The organism is Sphingopyxis sp. 550A (genome assembly GCF_053569535.1).
Genome location: NZ_CM131615.1, coordinates 1,553,977 through 1,567,828 on the forward strand (window position 1 = coordinate 1,553,977; position 13,852 = coordinate 1,567,828).

Here is a 13,852-nt window from a genome sequence, read left to right on the forward strand (position 1 = left end):
TCATTCCCGCGAAAGCGGGAACCCAGTGTGGGGTTAGCCGACGCACGCTCTGGGTCCCCGCTTTCGCGGGGATGACAAAGTTAGGAGAGGCCGGGCGGCCGCAATCGGTCGCTTCCTGACATCCGCCCGCGCGGCGACGAAGGGCGCGGTGGTTAGTTTGCCTTATGCTTCCTGAAAATATCCGCAAGGAGGCGGAATTCGTCGGCGCGCGGGCTGCCCTTGCGCCAGACCAGCGCGATCGTGCGCCAGTCGTGGTCGGAAGCGAGCGGGCGCGTGTCGATGTCGGTATGGTCAAGGATTCCCGCTTCGATCGCCATCTGCGGCAGCATGGTGATGCCGAGGCCATTGTCGACCATCTGAACGAGGGTGTGGAGCGAGGTGCCCATCATCCGCGCGCCGGCGCGCAGCTCGGGACGGTTGCAGGCGGCGAGGGCGTGGTCCTTCAGGCAATGGCCGTCCTCGAGCATCAGCATCTGCGCGGGGTCGAGTTGGTCGGCGCTGACCATGGCCGGAAGATCCTCCGCTTGCTCGCCGGGGAAGGCGACGAACAGTGCGTCGTCGAACAGCGGCTCGCTCTCGACGTCGCCGCAGGCATAGGGGAGCGCGAGAAGGACGCAGTCGACGGCGCCGTGATGGAGCGACTCGCACGCCTGCGCGCTTGGTTCCTCGCGGAGGAAGAGCTTGAGCGACGGGCGCTCCCTGCGCAGCCGCGGGAGAAGACCGGGAAGCAGGAAGGGCGCGATCGTCGGGATGACGCTCATGCGCAGCTCGCCGACCAGCGGCGCGGCGGCGGCGGCGGCCATGTCGGCCAGTTCCTCAGCCTCGCGGAGCACGCGATGCGCCTTGGCGACGATCTTGTCGCCGAGCACGGTGAAACGGACGACGCGGCGCGTGCGCTCGACTAGCGTCTGGCCGAGCAAAGTCTCAAGTTCGCGAATACCCGCCGACAGCGTCGACTGGGTGACGTTGCAGGCGTCGGCGGCGCGGCCGAAATGGCCGTGGTCGTGGAGCGCAACGAGATATTGCATCTGTTTGAGCGTGGGCAGGTAATTTTGCATTGATCGAATGTAGCAATCGGCTGCTCTATTTTGAACAAGCATATCGATTAATATTTAGCGCCAATGTGGCGGCGTTTGTTGTTGGTTCCGGGGGCGCCATGATAGCAAGTCGATCCGGCGGGAGGGGCTGATGGCGATTTCCAGATTCTTGATCGGCGGCGTGGCGAGCGCGCTTCTGCTCACCGGCGGGGTCTTTCTGTGGAAAGGCCATAGCCAGATCGCCGAAGAGGAGGCGCTTCCCGAGCCCCCGCCCGGTCTGCCGGCCATTCCCGTCGCGGGCGCCAATGCGCCGAAGCACGGGCCGGCGCCGCCCGCGCTGCCCGCCGCGAAGGAAGCCTCGCGCGAGGAGCGGCGCTTCAACCGCTTTGATCGCGACCGTAACGACCGGATCAGCCGCGTCGAGCTGATGTCCTCGCGCACCGCGGCGTTCCGCAAGCTCGACAGGAACGGCGACAATCTGCTGACGTTCGAGGAATGGGCCGTCGCGACGGGCGAGCGCTTCGCCAAGGCTGACGCCGACAAGTCGGGCGACCTGACGCGCGCCGAATTCGCGACGACCGCGCCGAAACGGGCCCTGAAGCCGAAGTGCAGTTGTTGAAAAGATTCTCGCGCAGAGGTGCAGAGATTTTTTGGTTCGCGCGGAGCCGCGGAGCCGCGGAGAAGTGGTGCTGACCGCGAAGCGGCCTTTGTTGATCTCGCGGAGAGATCAAAATCAGAAAGATAGAAGAGCCTGTCGGCTCGATCCCTCCGCGTCTCCGCGTGAATCCCTTTCTTCTCTTTACCCAGCCAGCTTCATCCACTCCGCCAGCGCCGTTCCGGCGCGCTGCGTGTAGCCGAGCTTCCGATCCTTTTTCCGCACATCCTCGGCTAGCGGAGGGAAGAGGCCGAAATTGACATTCATCGGCTGATAACTCGCGGCGTCCGCGCCGCCGGTGATGTGGCCGAGCAGGGCGCCGAGCGCGGTTTCGGGCGGCGGTGGGGGCAGGGTGCGACCGCTCAGTTCGGCGATGGCAAAGCGCGCGGCAATCAGGCCGATCGCGGCGCTTTCGACATAGCCCTCGCAGCCGGTGATCTGTCCGGCAAAGCGGATGTGCGGTGCCGACTTGAGGCGAAGCTGATCGTCGAGCAGTTCGGGCGAGCGGATGAAACTGTTGCGGTGGAGCCCGCCGAGCCGCGCGAATTCGGCCTTCTCCAGGCCGGGGATGGTGCGGAACAGCTCGACCTGCGCGCCATGCTTGAGTTTGGTCTGGAAGCCGACCATGTTCCACAGCGTGCCGAGCGCATTGTCCTGCCGGAGCTGGACGACAGCATAGGGCCAGCGCCCGGTGCGCGGATTGTCGAGCCCGACGCCCTTCATCGGGCCGAAGCGCAGGGTTTCGACGCCGCGCTCGGCCATCACCTCGATCGGCATGCAGCCCTCGAAATAGGGCGTGTCTTTTTCCCAATCCTTGAAGTCGGTTTTTTCGCCGTCGATCAGGCCCTGGACGAAGGCGTGATATTGCTCCTTGTCCATCGGGCAGTTGATATAATCCTTGCCGTCGCCGATCGGCCCGACCTTGTCCCAGCGGCTGGCCATCCATGCGACGTCCATGTCGATGCTGTCGCGGTAGACGATCGGCGCGATGGCATCGAAGAAAGCGAGCGCGTCCTTGCCGGTCGCGGCGCCGATGCTCGCGGCGAGACCGGCGGCGGTCAGCGGGCCGGTCGCAACGATCGTCAACCCCGCCGACGGCAGCGTATCGACGCGCTCGCGCACGATGGTGACGTTCGGATGCTCTGACAAGGCCCGTGTGACGCCGCCCGAGAAGAGGTCGCGATCGACCGCGAGCGCCGAGCCCGCGGGGACTTTCGTGGCGTCGGCTTCGCGCATGATGATCGAGCCCAGCGACCGCATCTCGCGGTGGAGCAGGCCGACCGCGTTGCTGTCGCCGTCGTCGCTGCGGAAGCTGTTCGAGCAGACCATCTCGGCGAGCGCGTCGCCCTGATGCGCCGGGGTCGTGTCGCCGCCCCCGCGCATTTCGGACAGGCGCACCCGATAGCCCGCCTCGGCGAGTTGCCACGCCGCTTCGGAGCCCGCGAGGCCGCCGCCAATGATGTGAATGTCGTGGGTTGCCATATTCTATCCGTTGACTTGGGTGGGATCCGCCGCGCACTGAAGGACGATTGCCCTAATCCCAGTCGTCATCCCGGCGAAGGCCGGGATCTCATCGGCGCATTCGAACGCGATGGCGAGATCCCGGCTTTCGCCGGGATGACGGATGGATAAGATCGGGCTTCATTCCAAGGCGCTCGCCCTCTAAGCGGATTGCCGGGAAGATGCAAAGGGGCGGATAATGAACGAAGTTCAGCATTGGGATCGCGCGCGCTGGCTGTGGGGGCTGGCGCTGGTCGGCGGCATCGGCTTTTTCGTCGCGGTTCACCAGCATTGGGACGGCGCCGCCATCCATCTGTGGAAGACCTCAGGGGTCGCGCTGCTCGCGATCTGGGCGGCGGTCAATGCGCGGAGTGGCGACGGGCGGATGATCGCCGCGGTGCTCGGCTTCGGAGCGCTCGGCGATTGGGCGCTCGATGCGATCGGATTGATGCAGGGCGCGGCGGCTTTCGCGATCGGGCACCTCGTCGCTATCGCGCTCTATCTGCGCAATCGGCGGCCCGCGTTGACCGGATCGCAGCGCCTGCTCGTCTTCGCCGTCGTGCCGCTGGCGATGCTGATCGCCTGGGCGCTGACCCGGCATGGTGAGACGGGCGAGATGGGCGCGGCGGTCGGTTACAGCGCGCTCGTCGCGGCGATGGCGGCAACCGCCTGGGCGAGCCGCTTTCCGCGCTACCGCACCGGCATCGGTGCGATGATGTTTCTCGCCAGCGACCTGTTCATCTTCGCGGGCGAAGGCGGGACGCTTGGCAAGGATGTGACGATGTGGTTCGTCTGGCCGCTCTATTTCGCGGGGCAGGCGTTGATCGCGTGGGGCGTGGTCAAGACGCTGTCCAGCGAAGCGCGCGGATAGGGCGCAGGTTCAGTCCTCACCCCGCAGGCAGGACGCCATCCAGGCCTCGTCCTCGGGCTCGGGGCCTTCGCCGTCCAGCGAACGCACCTTGGGCAACCCGGCATCAGGACGGGCGCCGGCGCAACTGAAGCTGTCGCCATCCTTCACGCTGTGGAGTCGGCTGCCGCAGGTCTGGAGCGTCTGGTCCGAGGTGCCCCAGCCAACCTTTGCTGCGTCCGGCGGCGCTTGTCCGGCGCAATAGGTGTCGGTTTCCGACCCCGGGTCGCCGCAAATCCGGTCGATATGCGCGCGACTGCCCTTTGCGGTCGCGATGAAGCGCTGGCTGTAATAGGCGTTGGTCGCGAAATCGCGCTGGACCCCGCACACGCGGTCGCCGTGCTGCGCCATCAGCGTGTAGGCGCAGATGTTTGCGCCCTGATAGGTTTCGCAGGCCATCCACGCGCCGTCGAAGGGGGCGGGTGCGTGCTGCGGGGCCGCGCCTCCCGTCACGAGCGCCGCGACGGGCAAGGCGGACAGCAGAATAAGGCGCATCGCAATTCTCTCTCTGGATGGGTCTGTGGGATCCATCTCATGGCTGGCGGGGGGCTGCAATGTCCCGGATCACAATCATAGGGAAACAGGCCTATCCGTCCCACGCCGCGATCGTCGTGCGGTGAAGCAGGCGGTCGTGTCCGTCATAGCCGCCGGTCGCGCGATGCAGTACCGAGCGATTATCCCACATGATAAGCATATCGGGCTCCCATTCGTGGCTGTAGCGAAATTCCTCGCGGCCCTGCCATTCGAGCAGTTCGACGATCAGCGGGATCGCCTCCGCATCGTCCATCCCGTCGAAGCCGATGATATAGCCCGCGCAGCCGAACAGGCCTTCGCGGCCGGTTTCGGGATGCTTGCGGACAAAGGGATGAAGCCGGGTCGCCAGCGCTTCCTCGCCCGAGCGGATGTCCATGCTGCGGCCCTGATCCTTGGTGCCGTACATGCCCGAGGGGGCGTAGCCGCCGCGCGCGCTGTGGACGGCCTGCAACCCCTCGATGCGGCCGCGCAGGTCCGCGGGCATCGCGTCGAGCGCGGCGTGCTGGTTCGAAAATTCGGTGTTGCCGCCGACGGGAGGTATGGTGATGCCGAAAAGACAGGTGCCCGCGGGCGGGCGGTCCTGAAAGCTCCAGTCGCTGTGCCAGTTTTCGGCGAACAACGGTGCGGTCTCGTCGGCGCGGCGCTTGACCGCGATGATATGCTCGCGGCCGGGGATCGGCTTGATGAACGGATCGTCGCCGAAGCCCCCGAAATAGCCGGTGAAGCGCTCAAGATCATCGTCGCTCATCTTCTGTTCGGGGAAGACGAGGACGTGATGATCGAGCCACGCCGCGCGGATTTCGGCGACGCTTTCGGGTGCGAGCGGCCGGGTCAGATCGACGCCGGTGATGCGGGCGCCGCAAGCCTCGCCGGTAGGAGTGATGGTGAGCGTCATGGGGGGAGGGTGCGCCAGATGGCGGAAGAGGTCAATCGGCCCAATCGTCGCCCCCGCGAAGGCGGGGGCGACGGTCAATCCCGCTTGCTGAGCCCTACCACCGCGTGCATCGGCAATTCGCCGTAGAGGTGCGGGAAGAGCGCGCCCTCGCGCGCTTCTTCCCAGCGCACTGCGTCGCCGAATTGCGACAGGTCGACCTCGGCGATCATCAGGCAGTCTTGGCCCGCGAAATGCTTCGCCAGCGTGGCTTCGAGCTGCTCCGCGGTCGACAGGTGGATATAGCCGTCGGCGATATCCACCGGCGCCCCGCGGAACACGCGTTCGCGCTCGAAATCGACCCATTGCTGGTGCGTCAGCACCTTGAAGGCCGTCGCGACGTTCACTCGGACGGGGCCTCGGTCGCGGGGGCCTCGGGAGCTTCCGTTTCGGCGGCGGCCTCGGTGTCGTCTTCGTCGCTGTCCTCGATCAGCGCGGCGGAGACGACATGCTCGCCTTCCGCCACGTCGAACAGGCGCACGCCTGCCGAGCCGCGGCCGATGACGCGCAGGCTGTCGAGACCCATGCGGATCAGCTTCGCCTGGTCGGTGACGAGCATCAGCTGATGCGCCTGCGTCGCGGGGAAGCTGGCCACCACCAAGCCGTTGCGCTTGATGTTGTCGATGTTGGTGATCCCCTGGCCGCCGCGGCCGGTGCGGCGATATTCATAAGCCGACGACAGCTTGCCATAGCCGTTCGCGCAGACGGTCAGGATGAACTGTTCGCGGCCCGCCAGTTCGGCGAAGCGATCGGCGTCCATGTCGGGCGCGCCTTCCTTTTCGGCCTTCCACGGGGCGAAGCGGAGGTAATCCTCGCGCTCGTCCTGATCGCGCATCCCGCCGCGATGGAGGATCGACAGCGAGATCACCTCGTCGCCGGCCGCAAGGCGCATGCCGCGGACGCCGGTCGAGTTGCGGCTCTGGAATTCGCGGACGTCGTCGCCGGCAAAGCGGATCGCCTTGCCCTGCCGCGTCGCGAGCAGGACGTCGTCGTTTTCGCCCAGCAGCGCGACACCGATCAACCGGTCGTCCTCGTCCTCGCCCTCGAATTTCATGGCGATCTTGCCGTTCGACGGAACGTTGGTGAAGGCGTCCATGCTGTTACGACGCACATTGCCCTTTGCGGTTGCAAACATGACGTGCAGCTTGCCCCATTCGCCCTCGTCCTCGGGCAGCGGCAGGACGGTGGAGATCGTCTCGCCCTGCGCCAGCGGCAACAGGTTGATCATCGGGCGCCCGCGCGTGGCCGGTCCGCCTTCGGGCAGGCGCCACACTTTCATGCGATAGACCTTGCCCGCGGTCGAGAAGAAGAGCACCGGCGTGTGGGTCGAGGTGACGAAGAGTTCGGTGACGACGTCCTCGTCCTTCGTCGCCATGCCGGCGCGGCCCTTGCCGCCGCGGCGCTGGGCGCGGAAGGTATCGAGCGGGGTGCGCTTGATATAGCCGTCGAGGGTGACGGTAACGACCATCTCCTCGCGCTCGATCAGATCCTCGTCGTCGATGCCGTCGGCGGCGGGAGCGACGAGCGTCTTGCGCGGCGTCGCGAACTCCTCGCGCACCGCGATCAGTTCCTCGCGCATCACCGCATAGAGTTTTTCGCGGTCGGCGAGAATCGAAAGCAGTTCCTCAATTTCGGTGGCCAACTCACCGAGTTCCTTGCCGATTTCGTCGCGGCCGAGCGCGGTCAGGCGGTGGAGGCGAAGGTCGAGGATCGCCTTCACCTGAATTTCGGAGAGGCGGTAGGTGGCGCTCTCCTCCATCTCGCCCTCGATCGCCTCGACGAGGCGGATGTAGGGCGCGATTTCGCCGATCGGCCATTCGCGGGCGAGCAACGCTTCGCGCGCCGCGGCGGGCGAGGGCGAGCCGCGGATGATGCGGACGACTTCGTCGAGGCTCGAGACCGCGACGACGAGGCCGAGCAAGATGTGGGCGCGGTCCCGCGCCTTCGCGAGTTCGAATTTGCAGCGGCGGGTGATCACCTCCTCGCGGAAGGCGATGAAGGAGGTCAAAATCTCCTTCAGGCCGAGCATTTCGGGGCGGCCGCCGCGGATCGCGAGCATGTTCGCGGGGAAACTCGACTGCGCCGGGGTGTGACGCCAGAGCTGGTTGAGCACCACCTCGGCGGTCGCGTCGCGCTTCAGTTCGATAACGACGCGGACGCCCTCGCGGTTCGATTCGTCGCGGATGTCGGCAACGCCCTCGATGCGCTTGTCGCGCGCCGCTTCGGCAATCTTCTCGACCAGCCCCGATTTGCCGACCTGGAAGGGGATCGAGGTCAGGACGATCGACTGGCGGTCGTTGCGCCCTTCCTCGATGATATGCGTCGAGCGCATCATGATCGAGCCGCGCCCGGTCAGATAGGCGTTGCGCGCGCCGCCCTGGCCCAGCATCATCGCGCCGGTCGGGAAGTCCGGGCCGGGGACGATCGCCATCAAATCTTCGAGGCTTATCGAAGGGTTGTCGATCGTCGCTAATGTTGCGTCAATGACTTCGCCGAGGTTGTGCGGCGGGATGTTCGTCGCCATGCCGACCGCGATGCCGCCCGCGCCGTTGACGAGCAGATTGGGGAAGCGCGCCGGGAGCACCGTCGGCTCTTCGCGGCTCGCGTCATAATTGGGCTGGAAGTCGACCGTGTCCTTGTCGAGGTCGTTCAGCAGCACCATCGCGGTCTTGGCGAGGCGCGCTTCGGTGTATCGCATCGACGCCGGCGGATCGGGGTCCATCGAGCCGAAATTGCCCTGACCGTCGATCAGCGGGACGCGGAGCGACCAGTCCTGCGTCATGCGCGCGAGTGCGTCATAGATCGCGCTGTCGCCGTGGGGGTGGTAATTACCCATTACGTCACCGACGATCTTCGCCGATTTCTTGTAGGGACGGCCGGGGACGAAGCCGCCCTCCTGCGCCGCGTAGAGGATACGGCGATGCACGGGTTTCAGGCCGTCGCGTACGTCGGGGAGCGCGCGGCTGACGATCACGCTCATCGCATAATCGAGGTAGCTGGTCTTCATTTCGTCGACGATGTTGATCGGCGAAACGCCGTCGGGGGACGGCGGCAAATGCGGATTTTCTTCGGTCAAAGCCCGGCCTTTTTTCTGCTTATCGGGAGATGGTTTCGGCCTAGCCCATAGGGGCGGCGAATGCCAGCGATTCGGTCGGTTTTCGGCAGATTTTTTACACCTGCGAGGGCACCGGAATCGCGCGGCTTTCGACGTATCGGGGTGACGTCATGATGCGCGACAAGCGGCTTGCCAATCGCTCGCGCGCCCCTAAAGCTGGCGCGCGATGACCAACTGCCAGCCTGGGGGGCGCCGGTGGCCCTGATCGCGCTCGTCGGCGCGAGCGAAATGCTGCCCGACGGGTCGCTGCGCGCGCTCGTCACCGTCGCGGGCGAGACGTTGATCGAGCGGCAGGCGGCGCGGCTCGCCGATGTCGGGGTGACGCATATCGCGGTCGCGGTCGCGGCGGTGCCGGCGGAACTGCTCGGCGTTTGCGACCGCATCCGCCGCCGCGGCCTGAAAGTGACGCCGGTGCGCGTCGCCGCCGATCTGGTCGCGCTGGTCGAGAGCGATGACCGCATCCTTCTCGTCGCCGATGGCCTGCGCGCCGGGGGCACCCATTATGCGGCGATCGCCAAGCCTGGGTCGCCCGCGATCCTCGTCACCGGCGATACGGTGCTGACGCAGGCGTTCGAGCGGATCGACGCGACGCGGCGCTGGGGCGGGCTGGCGTCGATCTCGCAGCCGATGGCCGCGGAACTCGCGGCGATGCCCGGCGAATGGGACATGATGCTGACGCTGCTGCGCATGGCGGTGCAGGCGGGCGCGCGGCGGCTCTATTGCGAGCCGGCGCTGTTCGAGCAGGGCGAGATCGCGATCGTCACCGACCGTCCGACCGCTGCGCTGATCGAGCAATCCAGCCTGCAGCAGGTCGAATATGGCGGCATGGGGCTTGGCCGCTCGGCGATCATGATGCCGCTGGTGCGATTGGTCGGCCCCTTGCTTGTGCGTTCCGCAAAGACCGCGCGCTATCTTCCTTATGTTACGGCGCTTTTATGGGTCGGCGTCGCGTTGCTCGCGGCGAGCGGGCTGGCCGCTGCGGGGGCCATCGTCGCCGTACTCGGTGGGCTGGGGCTCGCCGCGATGCGCTTTCTTTCGGCCTTTCGCGCCGAGAGCGCGGCGCAGGACCGGGTACGACATGTCATTCGCGTCTTCGGCTGGCTGCTGCTGGGGCTCTTTCCCTGGCTGCTGTCGCTGGGCGGGGCCGATCATCTGATGCCGCGCTTTTCGGAAGCCGCGCTTGCGCCCTGCCTTGCGGCGACGATCCTGCTCGCGCGCTGGCTGTACGAGGATGTCGGCGAGACGCGCCGTTTTCACTGGCTGCTTCCTGACGCCGACCAGGCGTGGATGATGCTGGTGCCGGCCCTGCTGTTCGATTTCGCGACGCTGATGTTCGCGGTGCTGCCGCTGCTGGCATTGTTCCAGATCATGATCTGGCTCCGCCTCGCACGGCGGCCGGATTCACTCTAAAACAAAGCGCTGCAAGGTTTAACGCCTATTAACGATAGGCTGCTATCGCGGGCGTGCATGGCCGAATCCCTTTCCTCGCCCGGCATCGAATTGCCGTCGCCGATGCTGTCGGCGCGCCTGCGCGAACTCGCCGGTTTCCTGGCGGCGCCGATGGCCGGACGGCTGACCGAGGAGCAGCGCGCGCTGTCGCTGGGCATCGCGCGGCGGCTGGTTGCCGATGCGGCGCAGATGCCGGGAGATGCGATCGATGTCGCGATGCTGTGGCACGATTGGCTCGAGAGCGGATTGCCGACGGCGGCGCGGCTGGCAACGGCCTGCTATGCCCGCGCCGAGGAGCATCGCTGGCGCGAGCATTCGGCGATGCGGGCAATCGCGCCCGCGACTGACGAGGCCGACGAAGCCGCCGCGGCGACGACCGCACCCGAAGTGGCGCCCGAGGTCGATCGCGCCTATCTGGCGCTTCAGATCGCCGACCGGCGGCGCTTCGACGCGCGCGGCCATCCACGCATCGCGCCGGCCGATACCGACCCCGACCTGCTCCGCGCGCTGCTTGGCGACATTGCGGCGTGGCGCGTGCTCCAGCCGGGCAAGGACGGCGCGTCGGCGTTCGACCCCGATGATTTCGTGCAGCGCGCGCTCGACCGGCATTCACCGGCTGCGGGGATCGACCGCGCGGCGCGGGCCTATCATGCGTCGCTGGCGACCGCTGCGGATGTCACGGCGGCAGCGGTGACGGCGATCGCGGGGCACGACTGGCCCGCGTTGATCGCACTGGCGGCCTGCGAACATCGCCGGCCCTATGCCGATATGGCGTTTGCGCTGCTCAGCGCGGCACCGGCGGCGTTGCCGACCCTGCTCGCCCCGCTGCGGCTCGACCGGGCCGCGCTCGCGCCGCTCGAGGCGTCGCTTGCCGCGCTTCCGTCGCGCGCCGGTGGAGAGGCGGACCAATGAGCGAGCGTGTCATCCGTGGGCGGATCGACCGCGCCGGCGCGCTGATCAGCGCCGATGCGCCGCTGTTGCGGCTCCAGCAACGCGCGGGCGCCGGGATCGGCAAGCCGCTCGCGCTGCCGCACCTCGCGCGGCTCGTCGCGCTGGCACAGCGGCTGCAGCGCGACCTTTCGCGGCCGCTTTATGCCGCCGATGATCATAGTGACATTCATGCGCTCGTCCGCGTCCTGCCCGACGGCGACGGCGCCAGTCTGGAAATCAGTGACTGGCGTGCCGGGGCAATGACGATGCCGCAAGCGGCGACCGCCGACGCGGTCCCGCCGCTTCGCGGATGGACATGGGAATGCGACCAGCAATTGCGGATGATCGCCCTGCAGGGCGGGACCGACGCGCCGCTTGTTCCCGCGGATTGGGAGGGCCGGTCGCTGTCCGAGCTGTTCGAGTTGCAGCCCGACGAGCAGGGACGGTTTCCGGTGCTGCGCGCGCTCGCGAGCCAATCGCGTTTCGAGGGACAGCGCGTCCGCGCCGACGGTTCGGCGGGGCGGGTCGCGATGACGCTCGCCGCCGCCCCGATTTTCGATGCGACCGGGCGTTTTACCGGCTTTCGCGGCGAGGCCGATGTCGAGCGCGAGGGCGCGGCGAGCACGAGCAACGCCACCGCGACACTTGCCGACCCGGCTTTCGGGTCGCTGCCGCTGTCGGACCCGCAATTCGGGCGGCGGATCGACGGCGCGCTGCGTGGGCCATTGAGCCGCATCATCGCCACCGCCGAGACGATCCATGGCCAGTTCGACGGGCCGATCCGCGCCGATTATGCGCGCTACGCCGGCGACATCGCGCACGCCGGGCGCCATTTGCTCGGACTGGTCGACGATCTCGCCGATTTGCAGAATATCGAGCGACCCGGCTTCAAGGCAGCGGCCGACGAGATCGACCTCGGCGACCTGGCGCGCCGCGCGGTCGGGCTGCTCGGCATGAAGGCCGAGGAAAAGCGCATTCGCATCGACGCGCCGAAGGTCGACGACAAGATGCCCGCAACGGGCGAGTTTCGCCGCGTCTTGCAGGTGCTGCTCAACCTGCTCGGTAATGCGATCCGCTATTCGCCCGAAAACTCGCAAATCTGGATTCGCGTCGACCGCGAGGGCGACCGCGCGATGGTCACCGTCGCCGACCAGGGACAGGGAATTTCGGGCGAGCAGCAGGCGGTGGTGTTCGAGAAATTCGAACGGCTCGGCCGCACCGACAGCGGCGGATCGGGGCTGGGCCTCTATATCGCGCGGCGTCTGGCGCGCGCGATGGAGGGCGACCTGACGGTCGAAAGCGCGCCGGGGCAGGGGGCGCGGTTCACGCTGAGCCTGCCGGCGCGGGATAGCTAAGGGTCGTCGCCCCCGTGACGGCGGGGCCGCCAGAGGCGTAGCGCAAGGGCGACGATTGTCTTGGGGCGTGCCGCCACGAAAAAGGGGCCGTGGAACGGCCCCTTTTCCTGTTTTCGATTTCTCGCGAGTGCTTACCGCTTGTCGACGGGCACGAACGGGCGCTGCGTCGGGCCGGTGTAGAGCTGGCGCGGGCGGCCGATCTTCTGCGCGGGATCCGAAATCATTTCGTTCCACTGGGCGACCCAACCGACGGTGCGGGCAAGGGCGAAGAGCGCCGTGAACATCGTTGTCGGGAAGCCGATCGCCGAGAGGATCACCCCCGAGTAGAAATCGACGTTCGGGAACAGCTTCTTCTCGATGAAATAGGGGTCGTTCAGCGCCATTTCCTCGAGCTGCAACGCAACCTCGAACACCGGGTCGTTGACCTTGAGGGCGTCGAACACCTCGCGCACCGTCTTTTGCATCACGGTCGCGCGCGGGTCGTAATTCTTGTAGACGCGATGGCCGAAGCCCATCAGGCGGAACGGATCGTCCTTGTCCTTGGCGCGGGCGATATATTCAGGAATTCGCTCCGGACGGCCGATTTCGCGCAGCATGTTGAGCGCGGCTTCGTTCGCGCCGCCGTGCGCGGGGCCCCAGAGGCAGGCGATGCCCGCCGCGATGCACGCGAAGGGATTGGCACCCGACGAGCCCGCGAGGCGGACGGTCGAGGTCGAGGCATTCTGCTCGTGATCGGCGTGGAGGATGAAGATGCGGTCGAGCGCGCGGACCACCGCCGGATCGACCTCATATTCCTCGGCGGGAACGCCGAAGGTCATGCGCAGGAAATTATGCGTGTAGCCGAGGTCGTTGCGCGGATAGACGAACGGCTGGCCGACCGAATATTTATACGCCATCGCCGCGATCGTCGGCATCTTCGCGATCAGCCGATGGCTGGCGATCATGCGCTGATGCGGATCGTGGATCTCGGTCGAATCATGGTAGAAGGCGCTGAGCGCGCCGACGACGCCGCACATGATCGCCATCGGATGCGCGTCGCGGCGGAAGCCGCGATAGAAGGTCGCGAGCTGTTCGTGCAGCATCGTGTGGCGGGTGATGGTGTTGTCGAAATCCGCAAGTTCCTGCGCGTTCGGCAATTCGCCGTTGAGCAGCAGGTAGCAGGTTTCCATGAAGGTCGAATGTTCGGCGAGGTCGCCGATCGCATAGCCGCGATGCAGCAGCACGCCTTCGTCGCCGTCGATATAGGTGATCGCCGATTCACAGCTCGCGGTCGAGGTGAAGCCGGGATCGTAAGTGAAGGCGCCCGTCTGGGCATAGAATTTGCGGATATCGACGACATCGGGGCCGACCGTGCCCTTGAGCACCGGATTTTCGACGGTGGTGTCGCCCAGGGTGATTTTTGCGATATCGGTCATTTTCTTTCCCCTGAAGGTTTAGGG

12 protein-coding genes are annotated in these 13,852 nt (G+C 66.6%); 5 read left to right on the top strand and 7 right to left on the bottom strand.

Annotated elements, in window-relative coordinates; all coding sequences use genetic code 11:
- Nucleotides 1-152: 152 nt before the first annotated feature.
- Nucleotides 153-1,058, bottom strand: coding sequence for a hydrogen peroxide-inducible genes activator (locus ACVENA_RS07540; RefSeq protein WP_449328269.1), 906 nt, complete (start codon nucleotides 1,056-1,058; stop codon nucleotides 153-155).
- 130 nt (nucleotides 1,059-1,188) lie between these two features.
- Here ACVENA_RS07540 and ACVENA_RS07545 point away from each other — a divergent pair, with 130 nt between their 5' ends.
- Nucleotides 1,189-1,656, top strand: coding sequence for a hypothetical protein (locus tag ACVENA_RS07545; protein ID WP_449328270.1), 468 nt, complete (start codon nucleotides 1,189-1,191; stop codon nucleotides 1,654-1,656).
- Between the two features lie 180 nt (nucleotides 1,657-1,836).
- Here ACVENA_RS07545 and trmFO read toward each other — a convergent pair whose 3' ends face one another.
- Nucleotides 1,837-3,174: a methylenetetrahydrofolate--tRNA-(uracil(54)-C(5))-methyltransferase (FADH(2)-oxidizing) TrmFO gene (gene trmFO / locus ACVENA_RS07550; protein ID WP_449328271.1), complete on the bottom strand. Its 1,338-nt coding sequence runs from the start codon at nucleotides 3,172-3,174 to the stop codon at nucleotides 1,837-1,839.
- Between the two features lie 217 nt (nucleotides 3,175-3,391).
- Here trmFO and ACVENA_RS07555 point away from each other — a divergent pair, with 217 nt between their 5' ends.
- On the top strand, nucleotides 3,392-4,063 hold the full coding sequence (locus ACVENA_RS07555; protein ID WP_449328272.1) for a lysoplasmalogenase: 672 nt from the start codon (nucleotides 3,392-3,394) through the stop codon (nucleotides 4,061-4,063).
- Between the two features lie 9 nt (nucleotides 4,064-4,072).
- Here the strand turns inward: ACVENA_RS07555 and ACVENA_RS07560 are convergent, their stop codons facing one another.
- The 4 genes from ACVENA_RS07560 to gyrA all read right to left on the bottom strand — a co-directional run bounded on the left by ACVENA_RS07560 (nucleotide 4,073) and on the right by gyrA (nucleotide 8,571).
- A complete protein-coding gene (locus ACVENA_RS07560; RefSeq protein ID WP_449328273.1) occupies nucleotides 4,073-4,594 on the bottom strand; it encodes a hypothetical protein in 522 nt (173 codons plus the stop codon).
- Between the two features lie 91 nt (nucleotides 4,595-4,685).
- The gene (locus ACVENA_RS07565; protein WP_449328274.1) at nucleotides 4,686-5,528 is read right to left on the bottom strand and encodes a TauD/TfdA dioxygenase family protein; all 843 of its coding nucleotides are present in this window, start codon (nucleotides 5,526-5,528) and stop codon (nucleotides 4,686-4,688) included.
- A gap of 74 nt (nucleotides 5,529-5,602) precedes the next feature.
- Nucleotides 5,603-5,911, bottom strand: coding sequence for a DUF952 domain-containing protein (locus tag ACVENA_RS07570; RefSeq protein ID WP_449328275.1), 309 nt, complete (start codon nucleotides 5,909-5,911; stop codon nucleotides 5,603-5,605).
- Nucleotides 5,908-8,571: a DNA gyrase subunit A gene (gyrA, locus tag ACVENA_RS07575; RefSeq protein ID WP_449328910.1), complete on the bottom strand. Its 2,664-nt coding sequence runs from the start codon at nucleotides 8,569-8,571 to the stop codon at nucleotides 5,908-5,910. Before gyrA ends, ACVENA_RS07570 begins: the two co-directional genes overlap by 4 nt.
- Nucleotides 8,572-8,874: 303 nt before the next feature.
- Here gyrA and ACVENA_RS07580 point away from each other — a divergent pair, with 303 nt between their 5' ends.
- The 3 genes from ACVENA_RS07580 to ACVENA_RS07590 are packed head-to-tail and all read left to right on the top strand — an operon-like array spanning nucleotide 8,875 to nucleotide 12,413.
- Nucleotides 8,875-10,089 (top strand): hypothetical protein, encoded by a 1,215-nt coding sequence (locus ACVENA_RS07580; RefSeq protein WP_449328276.1) that lies wholly within the window; start codon nucleotides 8,875-8,877, stop codon nucleotides 10,087-10,089.
- A gap of 57 nt (nucleotides 10,090-10,146) precedes the next feature.
- On the top strand, nucleotides 10,147-11,040 hold the full coding sequence (locus ACVENA_RS07585; RefSeq protein WP_449328277.1) for a hypothetical protein: 894 nt from the start codon (nucleotides 10,147-10,149) through the stop codon (nucleotides 11,038-11,040).
- Nucleotides 11,037-12,413, top strand: a complete 1,377-nt coding sequence (locus tag ACVENA_RS07590) for a sensor histidine kinase (RefSeq protein WP_449328278.1) — start codon at nucleotides 11,037-11,039, stop codon at nucleotides 12,411-12,413. Before ACVENA_RS07585 ends, ACVENA_RS07590 begins: the two co-directional genes overlap by 4 nt.
- A 131-nt stretch (nucleotides 12,414-12,544) precedes the next feature.
- Here the strand turns inward: ACVENA_RS07590 and ACVENA_RS07595 are convergent, their stop codons facing one another.
- Nucleotides 12,545-13,828, bottom strand: a complete 1,284-nt coding sequence (locus ACVENA_RS07595; RefSeq protein WP_257549727.1) for a citrate synthase — start codon at nucleotides 13,826-13,828, stop codon at nucleotides 12,545-12,547.
- Nucleotides 13,829-13,852: the final 24 nt, after the last annotated feature.